Annotated in this window: 12 protein-coding genes and 2 pseudogenes; 13 read left to right on the top strand and 1 reads right to left on the bottom strand. The window is 63.3% G+C overall.

What is annotated here, in order from left to right; genetic code table 11:
• Nucleotides 1–4: 4 nt before the first annotated feature.
• Nucleotides 5–241 (top strand): DUF2274 domain-containing protein, encoded by a 237-nt coding sequence (locus ACVIIW_RS02705; protein WP_128921289.1) that lies wholly within the window; start codon nt 5–7, stop codon nt 239–241.
• Between the two features lie 157 nt (nt 242–398).
• On the opposite strand, the gene ACVIIW_RS02700 is transcribed toward ACVIIW_RS02705, so the two are convergent.
• Complete coding sequence (locus ACVIIW_RS02700) at nt 399–1,340, bottom strand: TauD/TfdA dioxygenase family protein (protein WP_456699325.1); 942 nt, start codon at nt 1,338–1,340, stop codon at nt 399–401.
• Nucleotides 1,341–2,122: 782 nt separating this feature from the next.
• On the opposite strand from ACVIIW_RS02700, the gene ACVIIW_RS02695 reads away from it, so the two are divergent.
• The 12 genes and pseudogenes from ACVIIW_RS02695 (at nt 2,123) to ACVIIW_RS02640 (ending at nt 11,734) form a co-directional block, all read left to right on the top strand.
• A complete protein-coding gene (locus ACVIIW_RS02695) occupies nt 2,123–2,257 on the top strand; it encodes a hypothetical protein (protein WP_456699324.1) in 135 nt (44 codons plus the stop codon).
• Between the two features lie 289 nt (nt 2,258–2,546).
• A pseudogene (locus ACVIIW_RS02690) lies at nt 2,547–2,830 on the top strand (cytochrome P450); the annotation flags it as partial.
• Nucleotides 2,831–2,835: 5 nt separating this feature from the next.
• A pseudogene (locus ACVIIW_RS02685) lies at nt 2,836–4,116 on the top strand (cytochrome P450); the annotation flags it as partial.
• Between the two features lie 9 nt (nt 4,117–4,125).
• The gene (locus tag ACVIIW_RS02680) at nt 4,126–4,434 is read left to right on the top strand and encodes a ferredoxin (RefSeq protein ID WP_456705070.1); all 309 of its coding nucleotides are present in this window, start codon (nt 4,126–4,128) and stop codon (nt 4,432–4,434) included.
• A complete protein-coding gene (locus ACVIIW_RS02675) occupies nt 4,421–5,266 on the top strand; it encodes an SDR family oxidoreductase (protein WP_456699323.1) in 846 nt (281 codons plus the stop codon). Before ACVIIW_RS02680 ends, ACVIIW_RS02675 begins: the two co-directional genes overlap by 14 nt.
• Complete coding sequence (locus ACVIIW_RS02670) at nt 5,266–6,609, top strand: cytochrome P450 (RefSeq protein ID WP_456699322.1); 1,344 nt, start codon at nt 5,266–5,268, stop codon at nt 6,607–6,609. Before ACVIIW_RS02675 ends, ACVIIW_RS02670 begins: the two co-directional genes overlap by 1 nt.
• Before the next feature lie 132 nt (nt 6,610–6,741).
• Nucleotides 6,742–7,740, top strand: a complete 999-nt coding sequence (locus ACVIIW_RS02665; protein ID WP_456699321.1) for a polyprenyl synthetase family protein — start codon at nt 6,742–6,744, stop codon at nt 7,738–7,740.
• Complete coding sequence (locus ACVIIW_RS02660; protein WP_456699320.1) at nt 7,737–9,287, top strand: hypothetical protein; 1,551 nt, start codon at nt 7,737–7,739, stop codon at nt 9,285–9,287. The genes ACVIIW_RS02665 and ACVIIW_RS02660 overlap by 4 nt, the downstream gene beginning before the upstream one ends.
• Nucleotides 9,284–10,186 (top strand): terpene synthase family protein, encoded by a 903-nt coding sequence (locus tag ACVIIW_RS02655; protein WP_456699319.1) that lies wholly within the window; start codon nt 9,284–9,286, stop codon nt 10,184–10,186. The genes ACVIIW_RS02660 and ACVIIW_RS02655 overlap by 4 nt, the downstream gene beginning before the upstream one ends.
• A 503-nt stretch (nt 10,187–10,689) precedes the next feature.
• A complete protein-coding gene (locus tag ACVIIW_RS02650; protein WP_456699318.1) occupies nt 10,690–11,271 on the top strand; it encodes a hypothetical protein in 582 nt (193 codons plus the stop codon).
• A complete protein-coding gene (locus ACVIIW_RS02645; RefSeq protein ID WP_456699317.1) occupies nt 11,268–11,555 on the top strand; it encodes a hypothetical protein in 288 nt (95 codons plus the stop codon). The genes ACVIIW_RS02650 and ACVIIW_RS02645 overlap by 4 nt, the downstream gene beginning before the upstream one ends.
• Nucleotides 11,552–11,734 carry a CbtB domain-containing protein gene (locus ACVIIW_RS02640; protein WP_456699316.1) on the top strand — a complete coding sequence of 61 codons (183 nt, stop codon included), beginning with the start codon at nt 11,552–11,554 and terminating at the stop codon, nt 11,732–11,734. Before ACVIIW_RS02645 ends, ACVIIW_RS02640 begins: the two co-directional genes overlap by 4 nt.
• Nucleotides 11,735–11,737 lie beyond the last annotated feature (3 nt).

The raw sequence follows: 11,737 nt of genomic DNA, 5'->3' as shown, positions 1-11,737 counted from the left end.
CAACATGCCAAAACTTAAAATAGGAGAGCTCCCAGACGACAAGCCCGTCAAAGTGACTGTGGAGCTGCCCGCGGCCGTGCGTCGTGATCTCATTGCATATGCAGAAGCGCTTACGCGTCAGGGTGGCCAAGTGGTCGATCCGACTAAACTCATCGCCCCCATGTTGGCGCGCTTTATGGCCACTGATCGCGCGTTTTCTAAACTGAAACGTGGCCACGGGGCGGCCGCCGGCGAAGGATAGTGATGCATCAAGCTTTCGTTGAAGCCGTTGTCGACACAAATGTTTGCCAGCACAGCCAAGCGCTGCCGAAGTTGGCGTTAAGAGCTGAGATGCGGCGTCGGAAAGCGTACTTCCGCGTTTGTCCGAAACGACTGCGGTAACCAATGTTTCCCGGTTTTCAGCCGGCAGAGTCCTGGGTGTCGACGTGCAGTTTTTCGGTCCCGTTCAGGCGCGTTACACTGCTCCTGCCGTCGACGCTGACGGGCACGTCACCCTCGATCGTAGCGCGACGTACGACGCGATGCTGGTCGCCGTAATCGTTGAGGGCGTAATGCTGCGTTGCGCGGTTATCCCATATCGCAATATCCCCCTCTAACCAGTTCCAGCGCACGGTGTTTTCGGGCGCGGTGATGTGAGATTGGAGCAGATCGAACAACTTTTGTCCGTCGTATTTGGGGATCCCAACAAAGTGCTTCACCAACGCGCCGAGCACTAGCGTCCGCTCGCCTGTTTCGGGATGGACGCGTACCACGGGATGCTCGGTCTCCAAAACCGTTCTGGTGAACACCTCGTCAAAGTGTTTTTTATCGATCTCGCGGACACGCGCGATCCCGGCGTAATCGAAGACGTTGCTGTGAACGGCCCATAGGCCATCGGCCAGCCGTTGTAGCGGCGGCGGCAAACCAAGATAAGCGGCAGCTGTGTTCGACCACACCGTGTCGCCTCCAAACATCGGAATTACAACAGCCCGTAGTACCAGAATCTTGGGATAAGCGTCGGCGAAGGTTCCATCCGCATGCCAAACGTCGGCGCGACCGCCGCCGCGAGTGGAGTCCAATTCGAGAAGCGACGCCGTCCCCTTGGTAGCACCGAGCATCGGATGTGGCACCAGCTTTCCAAGACGAGCGGCAAAGCGCTCCTGCTCGGCGTCATTAACATGTCCTTGATTCCGAAAGAAGATCACCTTGTGCTCTAGCAATAGGCTGTTGATCGCGGCGATTGCGTTATCCGGTAGATCGCCTGATAACTTGATATTTTTGACTTCGGCACCAATGCGCGCCGCACGTTTCACAACATCGGTGCGCGGAATGACGCCACCGATCAAAGCGTTCGTGCTCATCTTGCTTTTCCAAGCTCTTGCAGTTCTTCCTCGCCCCGGGAGCAATGAACTTCAGCAAGCATCGTGCCAGCCGAAAGACAAACATGAACTCGACAATGGGCGGTGAACGAATCGTGGGATTTGGCGCGAGTCCTCGAACTAAGCCAGTGGTTGGGCCGACTGACGAAAGAACTCGATGCCAAGCTAACCCAGTCGAAGCGCAAGCCATGAACCTGGGTGCATTACGTGCGGTAATACGTTCGAGACCAGGTTTTAGCTGTTCTATATGTCTAAGCGGTCGCAGTGGATATGTCCGAACAGAGCTGTCAGGGGTGCAGCGCACGTAAACGAGCTGAACGAGCGGACCTTTCTTCCGCAGCGAGATAGAGAGTTTGGAGCGAGAGCATTGCTGCCTTTTAGCCCTGTTTCTCCAGCAATTTGTTTTGAGCAATGGTCATCCCCGGCGGCGCCAGCAAGTCACAAAGCTAAATGGGCTTTCGACAGTACCAACGTTTACTATGCGCGTTGTACTGGACCTGACACGAGATTGTGCCTCTGTCAGAATACCGACACAGTCTACACGAGTTCGGCAATCCCAATTGACTGTTCCTTCGTGAATTTCGGGACGTAATTGATGGACCGACCGCTCGGGTTCTTTGAGAGCTGTAGGTGTAAGATCGCTCTTTGTTGAGCGACGCTGTGGACAGATCATGCACATTATCGTCTTAGTCCTGAACGAGATGAGAGCTGCAACATTCTGATCTCCTGCCAGTTTGCTTACTGCTAGGCCGTTGATGACACCAATGCGACCAGTCGCGGGGCAGCTTTGGCGCGGCGTCATCCTCGAACAAGTGAAGCGGATCAACGCCGGCGCGAGCAGCGCGTCGCGCTGCAAGTCGGTGTTCTGGCGGTCGGAGTCCGGCGACACGCGCATGTAGCCAACCAAAAATAGGCGGATACCGATCGGAAATACGTTCGTATGTTGGCGCGTGGGGATCGACTTTCCATTTTAGCGCCACAGGCGTTCCGAGCTACTACAAGATTCGGTAGGTGGCTAAAGGCAGCTTGAGGCCATAGGATTCAGCCGTCTTCCCCGCCGGTCAACATCGACGAACAGGAGTGAATGCAAGCGCACGCGCAGGCGCTGCCCGCAGCGCCTCGACCATCTTCCGCGTTCCACCGCTTTAAGATTGAAGTGCCGCCGTGTCTCAACAACTCCTGCCGACGAAAGCGAACCTAGCATTCTCCTACGGGCCGCACTCCTGCATCGGCGGGTCGCTGGCCAGGCTGACACTCAAGGTGGTGTTCGGTTCTATCTTCCAGCGCATTCCCGCACTGCGCTTGGCCGTGGCGCCCGAAGAACTGAAGTTGCGCAAGAAGATCGTCACTGACGGTTTGGAGGAGTTCCGGCGCTCTGGTGATGTGCGCACGCCGCCGAGGGATCGCGATCGTCTCCGCGATTTTCCCGCGCGCCTCCCGCGCACAGGTTAGATCAGCCAGCCGACGGATAACCAAGATGGATGTGCAAGAAACCAGGGCAGCATGCCGGGACGCATTCGCCGAACTGGCGTTGCCGGCGCGCATCCACGACCCGTATCCGTTCATGCGATGGTTGCGCGAGCACGATCCGGTGCATCGCGCGGCGTCGGGTCTCTTTCTGTTGAGCCGCCACGCCGACATCTACTGGGTGCTCAATGCCACCGGCGATGCGTTTCGGGGGCCGGCGCCAGGCGAACTGGCGCGCTATTTTCCGCAGGCGGCGAACAGCCTCTCGTTCGATCTGCTGGCCTCCACGATAGCAATGAAAGACCCACCAGCGCATACGCGTCTTCGCCGGCTGATCTCGCGCGATTTCACCATGCGCGAGATTGACAATCTGCGACCGAGCATCGTGCGCATTGTCGCAGCGCGCATGGACAGCATGGCGCCCGCGCTGGAGCGCGGGGAGGCCGTGGACCTGCATCGGGAATTCGCGCTGGCACTGCCCATGCTTGTATTCACCGAACTATTTGGCATGCCCAAGGACGACATGTTCGAACTCGCTACCGGCATCGGCGCCATTCTGGAAGGCCTGAGCCCGCAGGCCAGCGATCCCCAGCTCGCCGCGGCGGACGCGGCCAGTGCCAGAGTGAAGGCCTACTTCGGCGATCTCATACTACGCAAGCGTACCGATCCCCGCCACGACATCGTGTCGATGCTGGTCGGCGCGCACGACGATGATGCCGACACGCTGTCGGATGCGGAGTTGATCAGCATGTTGTGGGGCATGCTGCTGGGCGGTTTCGCCACCACTGCCGCGACGATTGACCATGCGATCCTGGCGATGCTGGCGTATCCCGAACAGCGGCACTGGCTGCAGGGAGATGCCATGGGGGTGAAGGCGTTCGTCGAAGAAGTCCTGCGCTGCGACGCTCCCATCATGTTCAGCTCCATTCCGCGTATCGCCAAGCACGACATCGAACTAGGCGGTGTGGTGATCCCGAAGAACGCGGATGTTCGCTTGCTGATCGCGTCTGGCAATCGCGACCCGGACGCCTTCGCCGATCCCGACCGCTTCGATCCCGCGCGGTTCTACGACACCAGTCCCGGCATGTCGACCGACGGGAAGATCATGCTGAGCTTCGGCCATGGCATCCACTTCTGCCTTGGTGCGCAATTGGCCCGGGTACAGTTGGCCGAGAGCTTGCCGCGGATTGAGGCGCGCTTCCCCAAGCTAGCATTGACCGAACAGCCGACGCGGGAGCCCTCCGCGTTCCTGAGGACGTTCCGCGCGCTGCCGGTGCGGCTGCGTGCGCAGAGGGCGCAGATGTGCGTCGTGGTCGACCAGGATCTGTGCGGAACCAGCGGGCAGTGCGTGCTGACGCTACCGAGCACCTTTCGCCAGCGCAAATCGGACGGCGTGGCCGAAGTCTGCGGGGCGACAGTCCCGCAGGCACTGCACACCGCCGTGCGGCTCGCAGCCAGACAGTGCCCGGTCGCCGCCATCCGGGTCATCGAAAGCGCAGCTGGCGACGGCGAGTGCGCCAGCGCTGGCAGTGCGCCTTCTCCGGCTGAGGCCGAGCCGCACGCCGCGAGAGACGAACGCAATCGAGGAGGACACGATGGGACGGTTTGAAGGCAAGGTGGCTGTGGTCACCGGTGCCGGCGCCGGGATCGGCAAGGCATGCGCCCTCGCCATCGCGCGAGAGGGCGGCAGAGTGGTAGTCGGGGACATCGATCGCTCGGCGGCCACGGCGTGTACCGCGCAAATCGCTGCCGAGGCGGGCCACGCGCTGGCTCTGGCCATCGACATCGCCGAGGCGCAGGCTGTGGTAGCGCTGTTCGATGCGGCAGAGCGGCACTTCGGTGGGGTCGACCTGCTGGTGAACAACGCGAGCGCCATGCATCTGACTTCGCGCGACCGCGCGATCCTCGACCTGGACCTGGCTATCTGGGATCAGACCATGGCGACAAATCTGCGCGGCACGTTGCTCTGCTGCCGGCAGGCCATCCCAGCGATGATCGGCCGCGGCGGTGGCGCGATCGTCAACATGTCGTCGTGCCAGGGGCTCAGCGGTGACACCGCGCTGACGTCCTACGCCGCATCGAAGGCGGCGATGAACATGCTATCGGCCTCGCTCGCCACCCAGTACGGTCATGCGCAGATCCGCTGCAACGCGGTTGCGCCGGGTCTTATCATGACCGAGCGTCTCCTGGGCAAGCTGGACGAGTGCATGCAACGGCGTCTGCGCCGGCACCAGCTCCTACCGCGCGTCGGCCGCCCGGAGGACGTGGCCGCGCTGGTGGCGTTCCTGCTCTCCGACGATGCTGCGTTCATAACCGGCCAAGTAGTGTGCATCGACGGCGGCATGCTGGCACATGTGCCGACGTACGCCGACGGTGGGAACAGCCGCGCCGCACGGCCTTCCCTCGAGACCGCCGAAGCGGCTGCGTCGCCGCGCTGCTGATGGACATGCTGCTCAACCCGCTGAACCGTCGAGATCGGCTACGGCACGACATCCCGGTCGTGCCCGGCGCTTTCCCCTTGGTCGGGCATCTTCCCGCCATCGTCTGCGACCTGCCGCGCCTGCTGCGGCGCGCGGAACGGACGCTGGGCAGCCACTTCTGGCTGGATTTCGGCCCTGCCGGACACATGGTGACCTGTCTGGATCCGGACCCGATCGCACTGCTCCGACACAAGGACGTGTCCTCGGCGCTGATCGAAGATATCGCGCCCGAATTGTTTGGTGGAACGTTGGTCGCTCATGACGGCGGCGCGCACCGGCAGGCGCGCGGCGCGATCCAGGCGGCGTTCCTGCCTGCGGGGCTGACCCAGGCCGGCATCGGCGAGCTTTTCGCGCCCGTCATCCGAGCGTGGGTGCAGAGGTGGCGCGACCGGGGCGAGGTAACCATCCTGCGCGAAACCGGCGATCTGATGCTTAAGCTCATCTTCAGCCTCATGGGAATCCCCGCGCATGACCTGCCGGAATGGCGTCGCAAGTACCGGCAACTGCTGCAGTTGATCGTCGCGCCCCCGGTCGACCTGCCCGGACTGCCCTTGCGGCGCGGTCGCGCCGCCCGCGACTGGATCGATGCGCGGTTGCGCGAGTTCGTTCGCGCCGCGCGCGAACATGCCGCGCGCACCGGGTTGATCAACGACATGGTGAGCGCCTTTGATCGCAGCGACGGTGCGCTCTCCGATGAAGTCCTAGTCGGCAATATCCGCTTGCTGCTGCTTGGCGGTCACGAGACCACCGCCTCAACGATGGCCTGGATGGTGATCGAGCTGGCGCGGCAGCCTGGGCTGTGGGAGGCTTTGGTCGAGGAGGCGCAACGCGTGGGCGCAGTGCCGACCCGGCACGCGGACTTGGCGCAGTGTCCCGTCGCCGAGGCGCTGTTCCGCGAGACGCTGCGCATGCATCCGCCGACGCCGCTCCTGGTGCGCCGCGCAGTGCGTAAATTGCGACTCGGCCAACGGCACATTCCCGCGGGTACTGATCTATGCATCCCGCTGCTGCATTTCTCGACCTCGGCGCTGCTGCACGAGGCGCCTCATCAGTTTCGCCTGGCGCGGTGGCTGGAACGCACCGAGCCGATCCGGCCGGTGGACACGCTGCAGTTCGGTACCGGCCCACACGTCTGCATCGGCTACCACCTGGCATGGCTGGAACTGGTGCAGTTCTGCATCACCTTGGCGCTGACCATGCACGAGGGCGGAGCGCGGCCCCGGTTGCTGAGCTGTGTCGAAAAAGGCCGGCGCTATTACCCGACCGCACATCCATCCACGACTATTCGAATCGGATTCTCATGAGCTGGCATCACATGCCCCTGTGGCGAGGCAGCAGCGCCGGCGACGCGCGGCATTGCTGCACTCGGCGCGCGCACGGTGCGACGCAGAGTACACCGCGGCGGCTCGCCCGTCAGGGACAAGGACAAGAACAACATGCAGAGCAATTCTACGCCACAGGCTGACAGAACTGATGATTTCGCGCTTGGTGGATTGGGTGCGCACGCGCGCGGCGCATCCGGCGGGCTGCTGCCCGAGGTCTGGATGCACGAGGGCGCAAACCGGGTCGGACAGGTGCTGGCGCGTCTTCTCTGCGCCGAACATGACGGGGAGACCGAGCTGATGGCGGCAATGCGCTACGCCACCTTGCATGGCGGGAAGCGCACCCGCGCCTTGCTGTGTCTGGCTGCCGGCACACTGGTCGACGCGCCGGAGCACATGCTCGATGACGTCGCGGCCGCCATCGAGATGATGCACGCCTGTACCTTGGTCCACGACGATCTGCCCGCGATGGACGACGACGTGCTTCGCCGCGGCATTCCGACCGTGCACGTCAAGTTCGGCGAAGCTACTGCGATCCTGGTCGGCGATGCGTTGCAGGCGCACGCCTTCCTGACCCTTGCGAGCCTGGATGCGCCGGGCGACAGCCGTATCGCGCTCGTGCGCGAACTGGCGCAGGCGGTGTCAGTCGAGGGTGCCGCAGGCGGGCAGGCCAAGGATCTGTCGCTGGTCGGAAAGCGCGTCGAGTTGGACAGGATCGTGGCGATGCACCAGATGAAGACTGGAACGCTAGTGCGAGCGTCCGTTCGCATGGGCGCGCTATGCGCTGTCGCGGACAATGTCGCGCATGCTGCGCTGTACTGTGTGCTCGATCACTACAGCGCCCGTTTCGGCCTGGCTTTGCAGGTGATCGACGACATTCTCGACGTGACAGCGGATACCGCGAAGCTAGGCAAGACCCCTGGCAAGGACGCGGCGGCGCAGAAGCCGACCTGCGCGTCCATCATGGGCCTACAGGCAGCACGCCAGTTCGCGCTGGATCTATTGCGCGAAGCCGGGGAGGCCATCGCGCCGCTGGGGCCGCGTGCTGAACGGTTGGCGCAACTCCTACACCGGGCCAACGCGTATCTGTTCAAGCACGCGGCCCCAGCGTGAACGCGCTGTCCGAACAGATCCTCTGCGAATTGCGCGGCCTGTTGAGCGAAATGAGCGATGGCGGCAGCGTCGGTCCGTCTGTCTACGACACGGCGCGGGCGCTGCGCTTCCACGGCAATGTCCTTGATCGGCAGGACGCATACGCGTGGCTCATCGCGCAGCAGCAGGCCGATGGCGGTTGGGGAAGCGCGAACTTCCCGCTGTTCCGCTTTGCGCCCACCTGGGCAGCCTTACTGGCATTGCAGCGTGCCGATTCTCTTCCCGGTGGTGCCGACGCAGTCCGGGCGGCAACCCGGTTCCTCCAGCGCCAGCCCGATCCCTACGCACATGCGGTGCCGGAAGACGCGCCGATCGGCGCGGAGCTGATCCTGCCGCAGCTTTACGGTGAGGCCGCATGCTTGTTGGGTGCCTTGGCGTTTCCGCGCCATCCAGCGCTGTTGCCGTTGCGGCAAGCGTGCCTGGACAAGCTGGCGGCGGTGGCGATGTTGCCGAGCGGCCATCCGTTGCTACACTCCTGGGAAGCCTGGGGGACGTCGCCGACCACCGCATGCCCGGATAACGACGGCAGCATCGGCATTAGCCCGGCGGCCACCGCCGCGTGGCGTGCGCACGCCGTGACATGGGGGAGCACGCCGCAGGTCGCGCGCGCCGATGCGTATCTGCAGATGGCATCGAGGGCGACGCGCAGCGGCATCGAAGGTGTCGTTCCCAATGTGTGGCCGATCAACGTGTTCGAGCCATGCTGGTCGCTGTACACCCTGCATCTGGCCGGACTGTTCGCTCATCCCGCACTCGCCGAGGCGGTCCGCGCAATCGTCGCCCAGCTCGAGGCCCGACTGGGCGTGCGCGGTCTAGGGCCGGCCTTGCACTTCGCGGCTGACGCGGACGACACCGCCGTTGCGTTGTGCGTCCTGCACCTTGCAGGCCGCGACCCAGCGGTCGATGCGTTACGCCCTTTCGAAATCGGCGAGCTGTTCGTCACCTTCCCCGGCGAGCGCAACGCCTCGGTGTCGACCAATATCCACGCCCTGCATGCGTTGCGACTGTTGGGAAGGCCCGCCGCCGGCACCACCGCGTACGTCGAGGCCAATCGCAACCCGCACGGTTTATGGGCCAACGAAAAATGGCATGTTTCGTGGCTGTATCCCACTGCGCATGCGGTCACTGCGCTGGCGCAAGGCAAGCCTCAGTGGCGGGACGAGCGCGCGCTGGCCGCGCTGCTGCAGGCGCAGCACGGCGACGGCGGCTGGGGCGCTAGTCGCGCGTCCACATTCGAGGAAACCGCCTATGCGTTGTTCGCGTTACGCGTGGTGGCCGAGAGCGGAAAAGCCACAGAGCGCCGGCGCATCGCCCAGGCGGTGGCGCGTGCGCTAAAGTGGATGCTCGCCCGGCATGCGGCACATGCATTGCCGAAAACGCCATTGTGGATCGGAAAGGAACTGTATTGCCCCACTCGGGTCGTGCGCGTGGCCGAACTCGCGGGCTTGTGGCTGGCGCTTCGTTGGGGACGGCGCGTGCTGACCGAGGGAACAGGGGCGGCACCATGACCCAGCAAGAACGCGCGCTGCATCAGGTGCTGGAGTGGGGGCGTTCCCTGACCGGGTTCGCTGACGAGCATGCCGTGGAAGCGGTCAACGGCGGCCAGTACATTCTGCATCGTATCCGTCCGAGCCTGCGCGACATCAGCGTCCGCACCGGTCGCGATCCGCAGGACGAAACACTGATCGTGGCGTTCTATCGCGAACTGGCGCTGCTGTTCTGGCTCGACGATTGCAACGACCTTGGCCTGATCTTGCCGGAGCAGCTCGTCGCGGTGGAGCAGGCGCTGGGGCACGGCGAGCCGTGCGCGCTCCCCGGATTCGAGGGTTGCGCTGCGCTGCGCGCTTCGTTGGCCGCGCTCGCCTACGATCGTCGCGACTATGCTCAGCTTCTTGACGCTACCCGGCGCTACTGCGCGGCGCTGCGCGCCGGACACGCGCAGGCGGCAGGGCGGGAACGCTGGTCCTACGCCGAGTACCTGCACAACGGCATCGATTCGATAGCCTACGCGAACGTGTTCTGTTGCCTGTCCTTGCTGTGGGGGCTGGACATGGCGAGCTTGCGCGCACGTCCGGCGTTTCGCCAGGTCCTGCGGCTGGTTTCCGCGATAGGACGTCTGCAGAACGATCTGCACGGACGAGACAAGGACGAGTCGGCCGGCGAGGCCGACAACGCGGCGATCCTGATGCTGCAGCGTTATCCAGCTATGCCTGTGGTGGAGTTTCTCAAAGACGACCTCGCCGGCTATACGCGCATGCTGCATCGGGTGATGGCTGAAGAGAGCTTTCCGGCGCCGTGGGGATCGTTGATCGAGGCCATGGTGGCCATCTGCGCGCGGTACTACCAGACCTCGGCCAGCCGTTACCGCAGCGACTCTGCGGGGGGAGGCCATCGTTGCCCGGCCTGAACGCGCGGGATGCGGCGGCGTGCGCGCGCTGCCGCGGTCCAGTCCGACGCAACGCCGTCCCCCTAGGCGACGGACGGAGCGCGTGAGCAACACCGCTCTGAGCCGGCTCAAGGACGACCATCTGGACATCGGTCTGGATCGGCGACACGACTCGAACGCGTGGCCTTTGCCTTCGGAGCAAGACAACGTGCCCATCCGAAAAATGCGATAGGGCACGCTATACTACGATATCCATTTGAAGAAACTGGATATTCGCAAATCACCAAGCGACGTTCCTATCCGAAAAACCGCACCGATTTTCTCCCGCCGGCTTACGTCCTGCTTACGCGAGAGATCGGGTCCGGAACGAAGGAATGTCATGGTCAAGATATTGGTCGAGTGGCTCGTACGATCGGACCGACCTTTTTGAACCCGAAAACCCCATGGAAGCCCCTCATTGACCGCCAAGATGCTGTCCCGCGACGGCAAATGCAGGTAAAATTGCATAAAAGGAGACTTCGCTGATGGTTTTCAAACTTCTGTCGCCTGATGCCGACCGCTTCCGTCTGAATCCGGTTGAGCAGCGTTACGCCACCATGTTTTGTTTTGGATTACTGACGGTGTCGTGCGCACTTGCGAGCTTCGTGTTCGCCTGTGCGACGCCGTTTGCTGCATTTGCCATCATCGCCGCCGCGACGTTGCGACTGGGGCCGGCTCTGCTCGTGCTGACGGGCGCGTGGCTGGTCAATCAGACGATCGGATTTGGCTTGCTGCACTATCCGGTGGACGGAAACACGATGGCCTGGGGCTTTGTCATCGGCGCCGCGGCGCTGGCCGCAACTGCGGCATCGTCGCTGGCTTTCGGCGCACTCCCGCAAGTCCGTACGGCGCTGGTACTGGCGTTTGCATTCATTTGTGCCTACGCCGCGTACGAGATCACCTTGTTCGCCGCTACGCCTGTCCTGGGTGGCCAAGGTGCGTTTACATTGGCAACCGTGGCACGGATCGGGCTGCGCAGCGCCGCATGGCTGGTCGGCCTCGTTGCCGTCTGCGAGATCGTCCGCCTGCTCAACCCGCTCGGGCGTGGGCGTACGATCTCGACATGAAGGACGAGACACACTGGCGCGACGACATCGCGTCTTTGGTCTTTTGCGTCAGGGGACACGGCGCGATTTGCGCCGCTCATCGGGGAGCGTTTCGTACGCTGCTCGGCGCCGATCCGCCGAAGGACTGCGTTGGCTACTTCCTGCGCTTTGAGAATGCGTTCCGAGCGGCCGCTGCCCCAAAGATTGCCCGCAAGGGCATTCCGGCAGGCCTGCATCTTACCAGTCGCGACGTCGCCCGGAAGCTGATAGAAGACGCTCAAATCGGACGTGGAGAATTGCAATGAGCCAATCCCAGGTAACGCATCTGCCGGTCGCAATCGGGCAGGTGGGACGGCTTTCGCAAGCCCTGATGGCTATGGTGCTAGGCGTCTTCATCATCGGCGTCGTGGGCTTCTCCCATATCGACGTCATCCACAATGCCGCGCACGACGTGCGCCATTCGAACGCCTTCCCCTGCCACTGACCG

It is taken from the genome of Bradyrhizobium sp. USDA 4449, assembly GCF_054056275.1.
This window is presented reverse-complemented; position numbering and strand designations above follow the sequence as displayed.